Raw genomic sequence first — 17,371 nt, forward strand, 5'->3', positions numbered from 1 at the left:
ACGCCAATGCACTACGCCACCAGGATTGCAGAGCATTAAGTGAGTGAGCTCTCCCCCTCCACACGCAGCCATACGCTAGAGCTCTCCAGCAAACGCTCGAGCAGCGAGAGACTGATGGAGTTCTTGAAGGAGCCCAACTTTCCGCGCTAGGTATTGTTCCTGCCGCTGGAAAAACTCCGTCAACTCCGAAATTTGCCGCGCGCTTTTGCTATTCAATTTCCTAATGGGTGTTCTCGAAAGCTGCGTCTTGCTAAGTGTCGCAATTCCTGTCGTTTGCTTCGCTGACTTAAGGAAATACGCGCGAGCTTCCTCAAAGCTCAGTACCGCCATGAGAGCCTCGGGTGTCCATTGAGATTCTTCTGCTAAGCGGACTCTGAAAATGTGATTTTGATGTATCGTACCTGGAATCTCGTCACGCCATATAGTTCCTCGACCGAGTTTGTCGGGATCTCCGCCCTCGGTCAGCAAAATATCTCCAGATTGCAGGGCAAACCGAGCGGTTTCAGCTTCAGTGACGGCTATTTTTTTGACTTGACTTAAATCCAAAAAACCATCTTTTACATTCGCGACCGCAAGGTACGGGAACTCGTACGTTGTCTCCTCAGGCTTAGTCTTTCGGCCTTTAGTAATCCCCGATGAGATTTCAGCAACTTCACTGAGCAGTACGGAATCTGTCGTTTCTTGACGAATTACCTTATCAATGCAAGCTCTCTTTAATCCCCTCACAGTTCGAACTTGTTCTTGTGCGTATGAGTACTTTCGCGCCGATGCCTCCAAAATCCCCGCGATCCTCTTCTGCTCCTCGAGAGGAGGAAGGGGGATTTCAATCTCATGTAGTGATTTCTTGTTTAAAGTGACTCCCATTGCTGCGTCGTTTCCTTGTAATCGCTTTCCAGCATTTTCCAATGCCTCCATCAGATAGCCTCTCGACAAAATCGAGGAATCACAAGGTGTTACTGCGGCGATAGCTTCGTTGGTAAACATCTCGACTTCAGATATTCCAACTTTTCCGATTGACAGCTTGAAAGAAAAGAAAACTGTCCCCGGGGGGTACGGCGTAATCTTCAAAGACTGCACTGCAAAAGCAGAAATCTCTTCCGACGTCTTGCGGATGACGCGCCCCTGGTTCATATCCTTAATTGAGAGCCAGGGAAGCCCTTGTCCCCAGAAATCTTTATTCTTCCGCGCGGGTGTTTTCCCAATGCGAATTTCACAAATCTCCCCCAGCTTCACCATCGGCCACTTGCTCATTTTTCGCCCCCTAGCAGCACCTTTAGCTCCGCCATTCCTTTGGCAATCTCCACGTCCAGCGCTTCAATGTCCGCGATGATTTCCATCGGGTCACGGGTCTCCACGTCCTCGAAGACAATCTCCTTGTACCTATTCATAGACAAGTCGTAATCGTTCTCCGCAATCTCCGCTACCGGCACACAGAAGCTCTGCTCCGTCCGTACACGCTCAAGCTCGCTGCCTTTACGCTCGGCAAATCGCCTTACCACATCCGGCAGGTTGTTCTTCGCGTGCTGCTCCTCCGTCAACGTTGCAGGCTCCGGACAGTCCCCTGGATTCTCAGGATCTACCGGGCACGAGAGCGGGGAAACGCCGAGCAAGTGCTCGTCGAGAAGCGGAGTGCGCTTGTCGTCGAGCGAGTAGCCGTCGGCAAGCACCTCGTAGAACCACACATTATCGGTGGCCGGAGAGTCAGTGCGGGTGAAGCACAAGATTGCGGTGGACACGCCCGTGTACGGCTTGAATGCGCCAGAGGGCAGCTTGATTACTCCGTCGAGGCTTTGGTTTTCTACCAATTCCTTGCGTAGCGCCTTATGCACCTTCGTGGAACCAAAGAGCACACCTTCGGGGACAATCACAGCTGCGCGACCGCCAATCTTCAGCAGCGACAGGAAACGGTTGATGAACAGCAGTTCCGTCTTCTTGGTCTTGCCCAAAGAGCGCAGCTCGGGGTCGATGTTGTCCTCATCGGTAGAGCCCGCAAAAGGCGGGTTGGCAAGAATTAGGTCGAAGGAGCCCACGTCTTCCGAGGGGATCTTCGCCAGCGAATCACGGTAGGCGATATTCGGGTCCTTGAAGCCGTGCATGAACATGTTCATCGCCGAGATTCGCACCATGGTGGAGTCGAAGTCGTAGCCGTAGAAAGTGTTCTCGGAGAACTCGCGCTGTTTGTCCTTCTTCAGCAGCTCATCGGCGTGGTGCTCCTTCATCCACAGCGCCGCATTGACTAGGAAGCCTGCGGTGCCGCACGCCGGGTCGATGATGCGTTCGCCGGGGGCCGGACGCATCAGTTCCACCATCAGTTTGATGATGTGCTGCGTAGTGCGGAACTGACCGTTCTTACCCGACGTGCTCAGCTGCGACAGCAAGTATTCGTACAAGTCGCCTAGAAAATCCTTGTCGCGGAAATCCAGTTCGTTCATCAGCGCCATGACGCTGCGCAGCGTCGACGGATTCTCAATGCCGAAAGTCGCATTGGCCATGTGCTTCGACATTCCGGTGCCACCCAACTGGCGCAGATGGGCGAACACATCGTTGGCAATCAGATTGCGAAGCGCCACGGGATCGGTCTCCGCGATGAGGTTCTTCCAGCGCAGGCTCTGCTCCTGCGGGGAAGGGCCGAAAATATCCTGTGACTCCGGCACCGGCACACCGATGGCACGCTTCTTATCAATGTCATCCTGAGCCAGGTCGAGCTGACGCATATAAATCAGGTATGTCATCTGCTCGATGACGTTCATCGGGTTCGTAATTCCGCCAGACCAGAACACGTTCCAGATGGCGTCGACCTTTTTCCTAAAATCTGCCGTAGTCACGCCGCTAACTCTACTGGTGAGGGCGGAGCGAGCATGGATTAGGTTCCTGAGCCTCGAATGTATGTCCGACGGGACATTTCGAAGGAGGCTCGTCGGCAGTCCAGGACCAACGTAAGTGCGCCGAGAATCTATCTCTTTGCGCTAATCAGCAAGAATTCCACACAGCTTATTCCAGCAACCAACCATCTCCACGCAGTTTTAGATAGTTCCTTCAAATCATTCCGAACTATTTCAGGTTGCTTTACCGTGAATTTCGGTATCCCTAGTTGAGGTAAGCCCACACGCACCGTTACCACCGCCTCGGAGTGCAAACACGCTAGTAGGAAATGCGATTGGAGCTCTGGAGGGGTAGCAGTGGCACGTGAACAGGAACAAAGACCTCTATGCTTCCCTTATGCAGTCGTTCATTTCTTGGTTCACGTCTCAAAGTGGCGTGTCGCTCATAGTTGCTCTCATTGCCCTCGGTGGCGTGCTGATAAATAACGCAGGGGCAGAAAGTCGGCGCAAAAAAGATCAAACAGCAGCTGACCAACGACGCAAAGCCGACCAAGCGGCAGAGGACGCTAGGCGTAAAGCCGATGACGACCGACGTGAGCGAGAACGGTCGGAAGATAGGCGAGCTGAGGATGCGAGACGTAAAGCCGAGCAAGACGCAGCTGACCAACGACGCAAAGCCGACCAAGCGGCAGAGGACGCTAGGCGTAAAGCCGACGACGACCGACGTGAGCGAGAACGGTTGGAGCAATTGCAACGTGAAGACTGGGCACGGCAACGCCGAGCAGTAGCCGATTGTATACGGGAAATCACCAAGTCCGCCGCACTTGTCAGCGAACGCGCCGCAGCAGTTCATACACAAGGAGACCGTGACATTGAACGCGCGAAGCTAGTTAAAGCCGTCGAGCTTGCGCGGTTCAATGTTGAAGCTACTAACCAATTGACCTTACTGGATATTGAGATAACGCAACCTCATGTAAGCGCCCAGCTACACGTGCTGTGGGAGCAGATTGTGAACGATTACCAGCCACTTGCGGAAGCGCAAAAACGTGGCGGTCAGGAATGGATCAACCAGGCTGAAAAAATGCCGCCCTTGAGTGATTTAGCTTTACATGGAATCAGAGCGTTAACAATCATTGCTCGGATTGCGTTGCTTGAATATCCCGAACACATGGAAACGCAACCTGTTAAGCCAATTGATCTTGGGGATTTTTATGACGATTCTCGAGTCAAGAAAGATGATAATCACCGCAGTTATCAACGGTGACCGTATCCTCATGCTCTAGTGCGGTTGTTCAGTACACCACCGCTGCGATAGCTATCGTGGCGGTGGTGTAAGAATTGGGAATCTTAAGGAAAAAGTGGGTCATTAGGGTACGTTATCCACGCTCTCGCACCAGCAACATTGACCCTGTTAGGAACGTATCTAGCTAGTCTTGTGCAACTTGCACACACACTCCTAGCGAGAGAACTCCAATCGGTGCCTAGTGCCCGCGCTGCTGCTCCAGCGGCTCGCCGTCGTTGAAGTACGGCGCAATCTTGTTATCGAACATCGACAGTGCGGAACCGATGGCCATGTGCATGTCCAGGTACTGGTAGGTACCCAGGCGACCACCGAAGAGGACCTTATTCTCCTGTGCTTCTGCAGCGGCCAGCTTGCGGTAAGCCTCGAGCATCTCACGGTCTTCCGGAGTGTTGATTGGGTAGTACACCTCGTCGCCGTCCTTGGCGAAGCGGGAGTACTCCTTAACAATTACGGTCTTGTCCTTGACGTAGTCGCGCTCCGGGTGGAAGTGACGGAACTCGTGGATACGGGTGTAAGGAACATCGGCATCGTTGTAGTTCATCACCGGGGTGCCCTGGAAGTCACCGGTGTTGAGGACCTCCATCTCGAAGTCCAGGGTGCGCCAACCCAGCTTGCCTTCGGCGTAGTCGAAGTAGCGGTCAAGCGGTCCGGTGTAGACAACCGGAGCCTCCGGCGAGGCTGCGCGCAGCTCGTCACGTACCTCAAACCAGTCAGCGTCGACAACGACATCAATCTTGTCGGAGGTCACCATGTTTTCCAGCCAGGCGGTGTAGCCGTCGACAGGCAGGCCCTCGTAGGTGTCGTTGAAGTAGCGGTTATTAAAGGTGTAGCGGACCGGCAGGCGGGTGATGTTTCCAGCCGGCAGGTTCTTCGGGTCGGTCTGCCACTGCTTTGCGGTGTAGTGCTTCACAAAGGCCTCGTAGAGTGGACGGCCAATCAGGGAGATGGCCTTTTCCTCGAGGTTCTTGGCATCGCGCGGATCCAGGCCATCGGTCTGGTCCTTAATCAGCTGACGAGCCTCGTCCGGGGTGTAGTACCGACCGAAGAACTGGTTGATCAGGCCCAGACCCATCGGGAACTGGTACGCGGTGCCCTTGTACATGGCGAACACGCGGTGCTGGTAATCAGTGAAGTCAGTGAACCGGTTGACGTAATCCCAGACCCTCTTATTAGAGGTGTGGAACAGGTGCGCACCGTACTTGTGCACCTCAATGCCAGTCTCCGGCTCAGCCTCCGAGTAGGCGTTTCCGCCGATGTGGTTGCGTCGCTCGACAACGAGCACGCGCTTACCCAGCTCATTCGCAGTCCGCTCGGCCACGGTCAAACCGAAGAAACCCGAGCCGACGATGATGAGGTCATACGTGTTGGCCTTGACGTCCTGTAGAGACTTCGGCGCAAAGTTGTTGGCGGTATTGGCAGTGGTGTTCTTTTCGCTACTCACGCCTTAAAACCTATTGCATTTGGCCACCGATTGCGGGTGTACACGCGGGCGTGCCGACGTCCACGTGAGCGTCACCCGACGTTCTTTTGGTCACATTCCTCGATATTTTTCTCAAAATTAACGCTAAAACACAGCGTCCACACTAGATTTTTTTAGTCACACTGGTAACATCCTTCTCAGTATTTTTCTGTTACCTAACAACTTTTGTTCACATCGACTCCACGTCGATGCACCTTGTACCCCATATTTTTGGAGCTTTTACCGTGCCAACTCGCCGTCGCATCAATGCCCCGTCGATGGGCCGCCGTACCTTCCTATACGGACTCGCCGCCACCGCGGCGGCAGCTCCCCTCGTATCCTGGGGCGTCCGACAGTCCCCTACCCTGGTGGAAAGCCCTGGTGTTTCCCCGATTGCGGCCAAGCTCTCGACATCGCCGCTGGCCGACTCCGTCACGATGCTGGTCGACGACGCGGCCGTCGGCACGCATACCATCTCTGACGCGCTGCACCCACTTCGCGGATTCGTCAAGGACATCACCCGCGATGAGCCGTTCTCGCAGTTCGCGCTGACGTGGCCGGGAGATTCCAACGTTGAGCTCTACGTCCGTGCTGAGCGTGAAGACGGCAACTTCGGCCCGTGGTTCCACGCTGATTCCCACGCGCCGATGAATGGCTCGGGTCAGTCCGGCACTGAGCTCCTGTTCGTGGAGCCGACCAAGCGCGTGCAAGTCTCCACGATTGGCCTGAACCTGCTGGAGGGCATGGACCCGCGCAGCATCGTTGGCCTGGATCGCCTGGATCCATCTGCCATTGGTGAGAACCTGCAGAGCATCATCGATGGCACTGCAGCACTGGCCTTGAATTCCGTGCAGGCTGTTTTCGTCGATGGTGTTGAGCAGTCTGGGCAGGTCATCACGCCAATTGCCTACGAGTCCGCCATCTCTGGCGCGCCGAAGGTCATCAGCCGCGCAGGCTGGGGTGCTGATGAATCCGCACGCAGCGGATCTAGCTCCTATCAGACCTTCAAGGGCACCTGCATCCACCACACTGCGGGCTCCAATAGCTACACCGAGTCGCAGGCGCCGGCCATTGTGCGCGGCATTTACGCCTACCATGCACAGACGCTGGGCTGGGGCGATGTGGGGTACAACGCGCTGGTCGACAAGTTCGGCAATATCTATGAGGGTCGGTACGGCGGACTGGACAAGAACATCGAGGGCGCTCACGCCGGTGGCTTCAATGACGGCACCTTCGGCATCTCGGTGATGGGCAACTACGACCAGATTGCAATGCCGTCGGCGGCAGTCGCTGCAGTCGGCGAGATGGTTGGCTGGCGCATGAAGGTCGGCGGCGTGGACCCAATGTCCACCGCTTCTCTGACCAGCTCCGGCTACTCGAAGTCGCGCTACAGCTCCGGCCAGACGGTGAATCTGCCGGCTATTTTCGGTCACCGCGACACCGGCTACACCTCGTGCCCGGGCAACTTCGGCTACCAGCAGATGGATGACATCCGCGCAGCCGCGAAGGCCAAGTACGACGGCAACAGCGGTGCAGGTATCACCGGTGGGTCGAAGGATCCGGACTCCTCCGAGCAGTCCGGATTGAACCTTCCAGGTTTCCCGGGCGCCGAGGACTCGCAGGGCTCGCCGGAGGGCAGCACCGGGTCTACCGGCGCGCCAAGCCCGGCCGAATTCATCAACAACTATCTGGCTGACGGCCTGCCGGGAACCCCGGGTCAGGCCGCCCGTGATTTGTTCGCACCACAGCGCTAACCCGCTGCGGGCACAATCCGCATAGCCACTACCAGCAACTTTGTGCTTTATTGACAGCCAACAGCTTTCACGCAGGAGTAAAAACCGTGTTTAGTCGCCGACGCATTAATCGCCGCGCAGGGGCCAAGCAATCCTTGGTGCTCTCTGCCGTAGCGGCACTTTTCCTCACACCCGTTGTCGTTGTCGGAGCAGGCGCCGCGTATGACCTCATTGAGGACAACGGTGTCGGCCCAATCGACCCCGTTGTTCAGAGCAAGTCGCTGGCAGACAGTGCCTCTGTCTTAGTTGAGGACGCGGCAATTGCCACGCAGTCGCTGGTCGACGACGCACACCCCAACCGCGGTGTCGTCAAGGAAATCACCTCAGACACAGAGTTTTCCCAGTTCGCCCTGACCTGGGCCGGTAGCGCTGATATCGCCAGCTACGTGCGCGCACAGCGTGCCGACGGCTCCTGGTCCGACTGGTTCAGTGTCGATCCGGAGTACCCCGCTGAGGGCAATGCCAATGGTCTCAATGGCACCGAGCTGGTCTACGTGGAGCCGACCAAGCGCGTTCAGGTCTCCACCCACGGTCTCAACATCTTCGGCCCAGGCTCCGGTGTGGATCTGAAGGATATCCAGGGTGCCGAAAAGCTGGATATGTCCAAGATTAACCTGGACGAAATCAACGCCGAAGGCGCTAAGAAGGCCGTCGAGGACACCAAGGAAGCGGTAAAGGGCGCAGCCGACAAGGCCGCATCCGACTACCAACAGGTCCAAGACGCCGCACCGGAGGATGCTCTGGACGATCCAACCAAGCCCGCCGATGACGACGAAGGCCTGGATTCGCCGAATGTGCCTGTGAAGTGGACGGACATCGAGCCGGTTGCCGATGAGATGCCAATTGACAAAGTCGACGCAGTGCTTATCGACGGTCAAGCGGCCGAAAGCGCCATCGACCCCATCGTTGACGCGAAGAACGTCACGGGTATGCCAAAGGTCATTACCCGTGCCGGTTGGGGCGCAAATGAAAACTCCCGCTGCATGGGCCCGGATTACGACAACAAGCTCGTCGGTGCCACTGTTCACCACACCGCTGGTTCGAACAACTACACCGAAGCACAGTCCGCTGGCATTGTTCGCGGCATCTACCAGTACCACGCTCAGACTCTGGGCTGGTGCGACATCGGATACAACGCGCTGGTGGACAAGTACGGCAACATCTTTGAAGGTCGCTACGGCGGCCTGGACAAGAACGTCCAGGGCGCTCACGCCGGTGGCTTCAACACCGGTACCTTCGGTATCTCCATGATGGGTAACTACACCTCGGTTGCACCGAGTGAGGCTGCCATCAAGTCTGTCGGCAACATGATTGGCTGGCGCCTGAAGGTCGCCGGTGTCAAGCCGAAGGGCCAGATTCAGATGACCTCGGGTGGCACCAGCTACACAAAGTACCCATACGGCACCACCGTTACTCTGCCGACCATCTTCGCGCACCGCGATGTCGGTAACACCACCTGCCCGGGCGACTCGGGCTACGCGCAGATGGACAAAATCCGCAATATTGCGGAGAAGAAGTACAACGCTCTGACCAGCGGCACCATTGACAATGAAGGCCCAGACGGCTTGGCTGACCTGCTGGTTCCGAAGGACGAGGATTCGAAGTCTGACTCTGAGAAGTCCGACTCTGAGCAGACTGACACTCAGAGCGAGAGCACCACTTCGACGTCTTCGGCAACCTCGACTACCTCAACGGCTGAGTCCTCCTCTGCTACCTCGACGACGTCCGCGACCCCGAGCACCTCGACTGCCTCGAAGTCGGAGAGCACCAAGAGCACTTCTTCGACGACCTCGACCAAGCAGTCCACGACTTCGCAGTCGACCACCTCGACGACCGCAGAGCCGACTGACTCGACCAACGTCACCAGTTCGACCACCGCGACACCTGTCACTGGCACTATGACGGATACGCCCTCCAGCCCGTCGTTAAGCGGATCTAGCGATTCCACCTCGGCGGCCGAGCCGAGCGAGGAGCGCGAGCAGCGCAAGGCTGCCGCGGTTGAGGCAATTTCGGGTGCACGCTCCATGCTCGCCTCCGCGCTGGGCATGCTGGGCGCACCGGGCCTCGGCCAGACGGCGGACGCCATCCTGTCGGCCGTGGGACGCTCCGTTGAAAACGGTCCGTCCATCTCTGACCTGCCGGTTCTGGCAGCTGAGATTATCAAGATCGACCAGCAGAATGACCTCGCTGCCGAGTGGCGCCATGTCCAGGAGGAGATGGGTTCCGTGCTCGGTTACGCCATGTCGGGCATCCAGAGTGGCGCGACGGTGTCCAACTCCAGCGGTCAGGCTGACCCGCTGCAGTACGCGAAGTTCTCCAACGGCGTGATTACGTACTCGGAGACCACCGGCGCGAATGCCATCTGGGGCAAGATTGCTGACGAATGGGCACGTCAGGGCTTTGAGGTCGGCAAGCTCGGCGCACCGACCAAGACTCAGGTTGTCGATGGCAACACCGAGCGTGCCGAATTCCAGAACGGCACCATCGTGCTCGACCTCGGCACCGGCAAGGTTACCGTCGAGATCAAGTAACTGGGTGGGACGCTGCTAAAACCAGCGTTCCAGCACCTGGGCGACACCATCATCATCATTGGTGGCGGTGATTTCGTCTGCTATCTGCTTGACCTTGTCAGCAGCGTTGCCCATCGCAACACCCGTGCCCGCCCACGCCAACATTTCAATATCATTGGGCATATCGCCGAAGCAGACGACATCAGCCGACGTTGCCCCTACCAATTCGGACACGTATTCCAGCCCGGCGCGCTTAGTGACACCCGGCGCGGAAACCTCCAGCAACCCATCCGGCATGGAGTACGTCACGTGCGCGCGGCTTGCATCAATTACCGGCGCAATCAGCTCATAGAGCTGCGCACTGTTCAAGTCAGGATTGCGCAAAAGCAGCTTCGTCGCCGACTTTGCGAGCACCGCTTCCTCCGCAATCAGCCCATGCTCATCTGATTCCCACGCATGGTCATAGGACGGCGCCACCACAAACAGCTCATCAATCGCGTCATACGCCGACGTCCCGGCGCGTTCCGCAGCAACCCCGATGCCACCGACCGACGCTGTTGCTTCACGGGCGTGCTTTACGACGTAATGCAGCGTCTCCGGCTCCAACGTTTTAGCGGACACCACTTCATCGCGCGCGGCATCATAAATGACCGCGCCGTTGGCGCAGACGCACAGAGGTCGAACGGGTAGCTGATCGAGCACAGGTTTCAGCCAGCGCGCGGGACGCCCTGTGGCCAGCACCAATGGTGTCCCGTGGCGCAGCATCCTGGTCACTACCGCGCGCAGACGAGGGGTGACGCGCTCCCGGGAATCGATAAAAGTGCCATCAATATCTGAGGCAACGAGCAGCGGTTGAATTGTCTCAGTCACGGCGAACTACTCGCCGTTTTCGCCGTTGTCGCAGAACCGGTCGGCCAGCATCTCGAGTGTGGCAACCACTCCCCCATGCGCTGCGGTATCAACTACCCAGCCCGCATTGCGCAGCAGTGTCCAGTCCGCATCGGCCATCACTACTGGCATGCCAACGCGATCGAGCGCCTCGGAGAAAATTTCCCGCGAGGCAAACAACATTGCGCTTTCCTCCTTGCGAGCCTGCTCGCGCAGAGTCACCGCCACAGCATTGGTGACATCCAGCTTGCTGGCGTTTTCAGGAAGCTCCACCGTTTTCAGGTCGGCACAGTGCAGGGCCGTCAGGTCAGGCTTGTCGCCCTTATCATGCAGGACGATGATTGTGGCGCCCTCACCGGCGAGCTGCTCCAAGGCCTTCATAGTGTCTTCGCTGATACCGTTCGCGCCGTCGACAAGCGAACCGGGGTAATCGAAGATGAACGACTGCGGCTTGGTGGTGATGAGTTTGTCCAGGCGCTGCGGCAGCTTGTCGCGGATCATCATCGACTGACCGATGAGGCGGTAGACGCTCTGCTGCGTCTGCTCCAGGCTGGCGGCGGAAGCCTTTTCCAACTGCGCGTAGGTATCGCGGAATGTCGCGCGCATGGATTCGGTGGCGGCGAGGACGGAATCCCGGCTCTCCTTCGCGCCAGCGACGACTTCATCCGCCATCTGCTCGACGGACTGGCGAAGCTGCGCGAGCATCGCCGTTGTCTGCTCCTTCGCGCGTGTCGATTCCGCACTCACGGTATTGGAGGCATCAATGAACTGCTGCTTGGTCTGGCCGCGGAATTCACGTGCAGACTCGGCGAGCTTGTCCTTGAACGATGCCAAGTCACTGCGCAAGTGGCGAATGCGCTGGCGCTCTTCCTCAACTTTGAGGTCCTCTGCCTGGGCCTCTTCGAAGGTCGGGGCGCCGCCGCCGAGGCGTGTCGGAACCCAGTAGGCGCCCTGTGGCAGTGGGCCTTCCGCCTCCGCGTACTCATCCCAGAGTTGGCGGACGCCCTGATCCATGATTTCGTGCAGCTTATCAGTGGCCTCTACTGGATCGCCCTCCGGATGCCACGGTGGCAGCACCACCATATGAATAGGAGTATTGGTGCGACCGAGGTGCTTTGGATGCCCCTTCGTCCACACGCGCTGGGATCCCACGATCAGCACGGGAAGAATGGGCTTACCGGTGCGCTGCGCCATACGCACCGCACCGGTCTTGAGGTTTTTTACCTCGAAGCTGCGGGAGATTGTCGACTCCGGGAAGATGCCGACCAGTTCATCATTTTCCAGCATCTCACAGGCCGTTTCGAAGGACTTAGAGCCATCGGTGCGGTCAACCGGAATGTGCTTGAGAGAGCGCATGATGGGCCCGGCAATGGGATGGTCAAAGACTTCCTTCTTCGCCATGAAACGCACATAGCGACGGTACTTGCGAAACGGAATACCGACGTACGTGAAGTCCATGTATCCGGTGTGGTTGGTCACCACAACGGCACCGGACTTCTTAGGCACGTTTTCCCAGCCCTTGATAGTGAATTTCAAACCTTGGGCAAAGAAGACGGCGCGCGCTAATCCGATAACGCCAAAGTACACGGGATCTTTGAACATAACTTTTACTCTACAATCTTTCGCACTCAGCAGCGGGCCTGTGCGCATCGGCTCGTCATATCTATTGAGCCGCACTACCCCCGAAAATTTGGCCAAAGCGGACATATGGACACAACAACCACACCACTTTTAGGTGAACGGCTTTCATGGAATAGGTGACGCGATTGTGGTGAGCCAAGTTACAAATTTGTGTTTTCGCCAGTTGCGTTAAACTCGCGCACAAGCCCCTCTCGCCTCCGATTTGCCTCACCCCCATTAGGGGGCTTCGGCTAACTTTTTTTCACAACGCTATGGGTAGCAAAATTGTTCAAAAAATGCTCTCTAGCTGGGGCGATAGAGGCACAGACGCACGCACCCTTTCATTCGCTTTTCATACCTTTATTTATATCTACGTAACCGTAGGTTATCCCTTACCAACAGGCTCCTTTTTTGTTAACGTGAGCCATGAGCCGAGAAATTCTCTTCGACGAAAGATCAACACCCCCATCGGGAAGGATTGGAAAATGTCGTCCTCTTCATCTCTCGCCCCCTCCGCAGTTCTGAATAAAGAACAGCACGCAAAAACCTGGGAAAAGTTCGGCACCGAGCAGTACGACGTCGTCATCATCGGCGGCGGTTCCGTTGGCGCTGGCGCTGCACTTGATGCCGCTACCCGCGGTTTGAAGACAGCCGTTATTGAAACCCGTGACTTCGCCGGCGGTACTTCCAGCCGCTCCTCCAAGATGTTCCACGGCGGCCTGCGCTACCTGCAGATGCTGGACTTCCGCCTTGTCGCAGAGTCCCTGCGCGAGCGCGAACTGTCGATGTCCCACCTGGCTCCGCACCTGGTCAAGCCGCTGCGCTTCGTATTCCCGCTGACCCACCGCATCTGGGAGCGCCCATTCATGGCTTCGGGCTTCTTCCTTTACGACGTCATGGGTGGCGCCAAGCAGGTTCCAATGCAGAAGCACTACTCCCGCAAGGGCACCCTGAAGCAGGCTCCGGGCCTGAAGCAGGATGCCGTCGTCGGCGGTGTTCGCTACTACGACACCCTGGTTGACGATGCCCGTCACACCATGACCGTCCTGCGTACGGCTGCTCACTTCGGTGCAGATGTCCGTACTTCCACCCAAGTCGTTGACTTCGAGAAGGAAGGCGAGCGCATCGTCGGCGCCAAACTGCTCGACACCGATACCGGCGCTACCACTACTATTCACGGCAGCGTCTTCGTCAACGCCACCGGCATTTGGTCCGATGAGATTGAGAAGCTGGCAGGTGTCACCGGTAAGTTCCGCGTCCACACCTCCAAGGGCGTCCATATCGTCATCCCGAAGTCCGCTCTCGAGGGCTCGGTGGCAATGACCTTCGTGACTGAGAAGTCCGTCCTGTTCGTCATCCCGTGGGGTGAGTACTGGATCATCGGCACCACCGACACCGACTGGACCATGAACCTGGCCAATCCAGCCGCAACCCGCGCTGATATCGACTACATCCTCGATCACGTCAACGCCAAGGTCCGCCGCCCAATCACTTACGACGACATCGTCGGTGTCTACTCGGGTCTGCGTCCACTGGTGGAAGGCAACTCCGACTCCACCACCAACCTCTCCCGTAACCACGCCGTTGCACACGTTGCTCCGGGCATGGTCTCTGTCGCAGGTGGTAAGTACACCACCTACCGCGTCATCGGTGCTGACACCATTGACGCTGCTGTTCAGGACATTCCGCGCAAGGTACCGGAGTCCGTCACTGCTGATGTCCCGCTGCTCGGTGCCGATGGTTACCACGCACTGAACAACCAGAAGCCGCAGCTGGCTAAGCAGTTCGGTATCACCGAAAAGCAGGTTGAGCACCTGCTCAACCGCTACGGTTCCCTCATCTACGAGGTGCTAGCTCCGGCCGCTGAGGACAAGTCTCTGCTTGAACCACTGGAGGCCGCTGAGCAGTACCTACGCGCTGAGGTTCTCTACGCGGTCACCCACGAAGGTGCCCTGCACCTGGATGACATTCTGGAGCGCCGCCTGCGCGTCTCTATGGAGTACGCACACCGCGGTGTCGACAGCGCACGCGCTGTCGCAGAGCTGGTTGCCCCAGTCCTGGGCTGGGACAAGGAGACCATGGAGAAGGAAATCAAGGTCTTCATCGAGCGCGTTGAAGCAACCCTGGCAGCCGAGCATGAGCTGACCGACAAGGCCGCTAACGAGATTGCTGCACACGCAGTGGAGACTCGTGCGGACGTCGACACCAGCCTCGACCGCTAGTTGGTACTCCCTACCACCTCGGTGGTCATGGGGTTAGGTTCTTCTAACGAGCACGTTCCCAATGGCCACTAACGCTGTAGACACAACGTAATAGGTCTCTTTAAAAAGCTTTAAAAGGCAGCTCATGGTTCCCAATGAGCTGATGGGTCAAAAATAAGAGTGCCGGCGAAAAGCAATTCTCGCCGGCATTTCTTTTACCCGGAGTGCTTTTGCTCGGTTTTTACCCGGCTTTTACGCGGAGTGTTTTTACGTTGAAGAAAACCATCGTGGTCGCGCGTGGCCACGAGCAAGAGAAAGTTTCTAATCCATGGAGACGATCACAGGATCCCAGGCATTCTTCTGGGAATTTTTCGGAACCGCAATCCTGATTCTGCTCGGTAACGGTGTCTGTGCCGCTATCAATCTTCGGACCAGCCGCGCCGCCAACGCTGGTTGGATGGGCATTGCATTCGGCTGGGGTTTGGCCGTTTTCGCCGGTGCCTCCATCGCCGACGTCAGTGGCGGTCACCTCAACCCCGCTGTCACCGTCGCACTGGCAGTTGCAGGCAGCCTGAGCTGGAACTTGGTGCCTTTCTACATCGTCGGCCAGCTGCTCGGCGCTTTCATCGGCGCGATTCTCGCATGGGCCTCGTTCAAGCAGCTCTTTGACGCTAACGGAGTCGATGACAACGGCAACCCAACCAATGCCAATGCCGACACCGGCGGCAGCTTCTTCACCGCGCCAACCCACCCCAATAACTTCTGGAACTGTGTCACCGAGTTCATCGCAACATTCGTACTGCTGGCCTTCATCCTGTTCGGCCCAGCCGGCGGCGAGCTTGGTCCGCTGACCTACTTCGGTGTCTCGTTCATCATCGTTTCAATCGGCCTGTCGCTCGGTTCCCCAACCGGTTACGCCATCAACCCGGTTCGTGACCTCGGCCCACGTCTGGCCTACGCATTTGTACTTCCAATTAAGGGCAAGGGAGACGCCAATTGGTCCTACGCCTGGGTACCCGTTGTCGCCCCGATGCTCGCAGCCGTGGCAGCAGGCGCCCTTGCCTTTGTAATCGGATAAATGGAATATGAGAGTTAACGCACATTTGATAAGTGCATATCTCTGAAGTCACATCTACATAATTTCGCTAGGAGTATCCCCCCATGTTGCACAGCAAATACGTCCTCGCTATTGACCAGGGCACAACCTCCACCCGCTGCATCATCTTCAACCACGACGCAGAGATTGTCACGGTTGCTCAGATGGAGCACAAGCAGATTTTCCCAGAGGAGGGCTGGGTAGAGCACGACCCGCAGGAGATTTGGACCAACACTCGGCGCGTCGTCAGCGAGGCGCTGGCCGACGTTGACATCTCCTCGCAGGACATCGAAGCAATTGGTATCACCAACCAGCGAGAAACCACTGTCGTCTGGGACAAGAACACCGGCGATCCGATTTACAACGCCATCGTCTGGCAGGACACTCGCACCAACACCATCTGCAAGGAACTCATGGGAGATGAGGGCGCGGACCGCTGGCGCGAAACCACTGGCCTGCGTATCAACTCCTACCCAGCAGCGCCGAAGGCCCGCTGGATTCTGGACAACGTTGAGGGTGCTCGCGAAAAGGCTGAGGCCGGCGACCTGCTCTTCGGCACCATCGATACCTGGCTGCTGTGGAACCTCACCGGTGGCGCAGAAGGCGACAACGGTGAAGCTGCCGTCCACGCAACCGATGTCACCAATGCGTCCCGTACTCTCCTGATGGACCTCGACACTCTCGAGTGGGACGAGGACATTTGTCGAGAGATCGGCATTCCGATGTCGATGCTGCCGGAGATTCGACCGTCGGTAGGCGATTTCGGGCATGTACGCGCCCGCGATGCTCTGGCGGGGGTGCCGATTACCGGCATCCTCGGCGATCAGCAGGCCGCCATGTTCGGTCAGGGTTGCTTCGAAGAGGGCGACACCAAGAACACCTACGGCACTGGTCTGTTCATGCTGATGAATACCGGTGAGACCGCAAAGTGGTCCGACCACGGCCTGATTTCCACCGTTTGCTACCAGGTCAAGGATGAAAAGCCGGTCTACGCTCTCGAGGGCTCTGTCTCCATGGGTGGCGCACTGGTTCAGTGGCTGCGCGATGAGCTGCAGATGATTCCAAACGCAGCATCCATCGAGAACAAGGCCAAGAGCGTTAAGGACAACGGCGGCGTCTACATTGTTCCGGCATTCTCCGGCTTGTTTGCGCCGCGTTGGCAGCCGGATGCCCGCGGCGTCATCGTCGGCCTGACGCGCTTTGCCAACCGCAACCATATCGCCCGCGCAGTTCTCGAGGCAGCTGCTTACCAGACTCGTGAGGTACTCGATGCCATGGTGGCCGAATCCGGCACTGAGATGACCTCGCTGAGCGTCGACGGTGGCATGACCATGAATGAGTTCCTCATGCAGTTCCAGGCCGACATCCTGGATGTGACGGTCACCCGCCCGAACAATATCGAGACCACCGCCCTCGGCGCTGCCTACGCCGCAGGTCTGGGCGTTGGTTTCTGGTCCAGCCTGGACGAGGTCAAGGCCCACATCACCATCGACAAGAAGTGGCGTCCGAAGATGGAGGCCGAAGAGCGCGACCGCCTCTTCCACCAGTGGAACCGCGCTGTCGAGCGCACCTACGGCTGGGTCGAAGATCCGGACGCCGAGGAGGCTCCGAAGCCTGAGTAAACCAGCGTAATCCTGAGCAACAAAGTACCAAGTCGCTCCAGTTTTCAGAGCGCATAG

At 57.5% G+C, this 17,371-nt stretch carries 11 protein-coding genes; 6 read left to right on the plus strand and 5 right to left on the minus strand.

Annotation, left to right across the window (positions count from 1 at the left end):
• Positions 1-75 precede the first annotated feature (75 nt).
• Together Q4E11_RS05160 and Q4E11_RS05165 are read right to left on the minus strand one after the other, a co-directional pair.
• On the minus strand, positions 76-1,251 hold the full coding sequence (locus Q4E11_RS05160) for a restriction endonuclease subunit S (RefSeq protein WP_303164192.1): 1,176 nt from the start codon (positions 1,249-1,251) through the stop codon (positions 76-78).
• Complete coding sequence (locus Q4E11_RS05165; RefSeq protein ID WP_303164194.1) at positions 1,248-2,825, minus strand: class I SAM-dependent DNA methyltransferase; 1,578 nt, start codon at positions 2,823-2,825, stop codon at positions 1,248-1,250. The genes Q4E11_RS05160 and Q4E11_RS05165 overlap by 4 nt, the downstream gene beginning before the upstream one ends.
• 394 nt (positions 2,826-3,219) lie before the next feature.
• On the opposite strand from Q4E11_RS05165, the gene Q4E11_RS05170 reads away from it, so the two are divergent.
• The gene (locus Q4E11_RS05170) at positions 3,220-4,086 is read left to right on the plus strand and encodes a hypothetical protein (protein WP_303164195.1); all 867 of its coding nucleotides are present in this window, start codon (positions 3,220-3,222) and stop codon (positions 4,084-4,086) included.
• 217 nt (positions 4,087-4,303) lie between these two features.
• On the opposite strand, the gene glf is transcribed toward Q4E11_RS05170, so the two are convergent.
• Complete coding sequence (gene glf, locus Q4E11_RS05175) at positions 4,304-5,476, minus strand: UDP-galactopyranose mutase (protein WP_303164254.1); 1,173 nt, start codon at positions 5,474-5,476, stop codon at positions 4,304-4,306.
• Between the two features lie 353 nt (positions 5,477-5,829).
• Here glf and Q4E11_RS05180 point away from each other — a divergent pair, with 353 nt between their 5' ends.
• Both Q4E11_RS05180 and Q4E11_RS05185 read left to right on the plus strand, forming a co-directional pair.
• On the plus strand, positions 5,830-7,338 hold the full coding sequence (locus Q4E11_RS05180) for an N-acetylmuramoyl-L-alanine amidase (RefSeq protein WP_303164196.1): 1,509 nt from the start codon (positions 5,830-5,832) through the stop codon (positions 7,336-7,338).
• Between the two features lie 86 nt (positions 7,339-7,424).
• Entirely contained in the window at positions 7,425-9,908 is a 2,484-nt protein-coding gene (locus tag Q4E11_RS05185; protein WP_303164198.1) for an N-acetylmuramoyl-L-alanine amidase, read from the plus strand.
• Between the two features lie 15 nt (positions 9,909-9,923).
• Here the strand turns inward: Q4E11_RS05185 and Q4E11_RS05190 are convergent, their stop codons facing one another.
• Positions 9,924-10,757 (minus strand): HAD family hydrolase, encoded by an 834-nt coding sequence (locus Q4E11_RS05190; RefSeq protein WP_303164200.1) that lies wholly within the window; start codon positions 10,755-10,757, stop codon positions 9,924-9,926.
• A 6-nt stretch (positions 10,758-10,763) separates the two neighbouring features.
• Positions 10,764-12,377 (minus strand): 1-acyl-sn-glycerol-3-phosphate acyltransferase, encoded by a 1,614-nt coding sequence (locus tag Q4E11_RS05195; protein ID WP_303164201.1) that lies wholly within the window; start codon positions 12,375-12,377, stop codon positions 10,764-10,766.
• Positions 12,378-12,880: 503 nt separating this feature from the next.
• Here Q4E11_RS05195 and Q4E11_RS05200 point away from each other — a divergent pair.
• The 3 genes from Q4E11_RS05200 to glpK all read left to right on the plus strand — a co-directional run bounded on the left by Q4E11_RS05200 (position 12,881) and on the right by glpK (position 17,314).
• Positions 12,881-14,617 (plus strand): glycerol-3-phosphate dehydrogenase/oxidase, encoded by a 1,737-nt coding sequence (locus Q4E11_RS05200; protein ID WP_303164202.1) that lies wholly within the window; start codon positions 12,881-12,883, stop codon positions 14,615-14,617.
• Positions 14,618-14,933: 316 nt separating this feature from the next.
• Positions 14,934-15,674 carry an MIP/aquaporin family protein gene (locus Q4E11_RS05205; protein WP_303164255.1) on the plus strand — a complete coding sequence of 247 codons (741 nt, stop codon included), beginning with the start codon at positions 14,934-14,936 and terminating at the stop codon, positions 15,672-15,674.
• Positions 15,675-15,757: 83 nt separating this feature from the next.
• The gene (gene glpK, locus Q4E11_RS05210) at positions 15,758-17,314 is read left to right on the plus strand and encodes a glycerol kinase GlpK (RefSeq protein WP_303164203.1); all 1,557 of its coding nucleotides are present in this window, start codon (positions 15,758-15,760) and stop codon (positions 17,312-17,314) included.
• The last annotated feature ends 57 nt before the right edge of the window (positions 17,315-17,371 follow it).

This window comes from Corynebacterium sp., from assembly GCF_030532195.1.
Classification (GTDB): domain Bacteria; phylum Actinomycetota; class Actinomycetes; order Mycobacteriales; family Mycobacteriaceae; genus Corynebacterium.

What these genes read in the sequence shown, in the direction of transcription:
- Q4E11_RS05195 (WP_303164201.1), bottom strand. Translation starts at nt 12,377, where the DNA reads ATGTTCAAAGATCCCGTGTACTTTGGCGTTATCGGATTAGCGCGCGCC.
- Q4E11_RS05170 (WP_303164195.1), top strand. Translation starts at nt 3,220, where the DNA reads ATGCAGTCGTTCATTTCTTGGTTCACGTCTCAAAGTGGCGTGTCGCTC.
- Q4E11_RS05160 (WP_303164192.1), bottom strand. Translation starts at nt 1,251, where the DNA reads ATGAGCAAGTGGCCGATGGTGAAGCTGGGGGAGATTTGTGAAATTCGC.
- glpK (WP_303164203.1), top strand. Translation starts at nt 15,758, where the DNA reads ATGTTGCACAGCAAATACGTCCTCGCTATTGACCAGGGCACAACCTCC.
- Q4E11_RS05200 (WP_303164202.1), top strand. Translation starts at nt 12,881, where the DNA reads ATGTCGTCCTCTTCATCTCTCGCCCCCTCCGCAGTTCTGAATAAAGAA.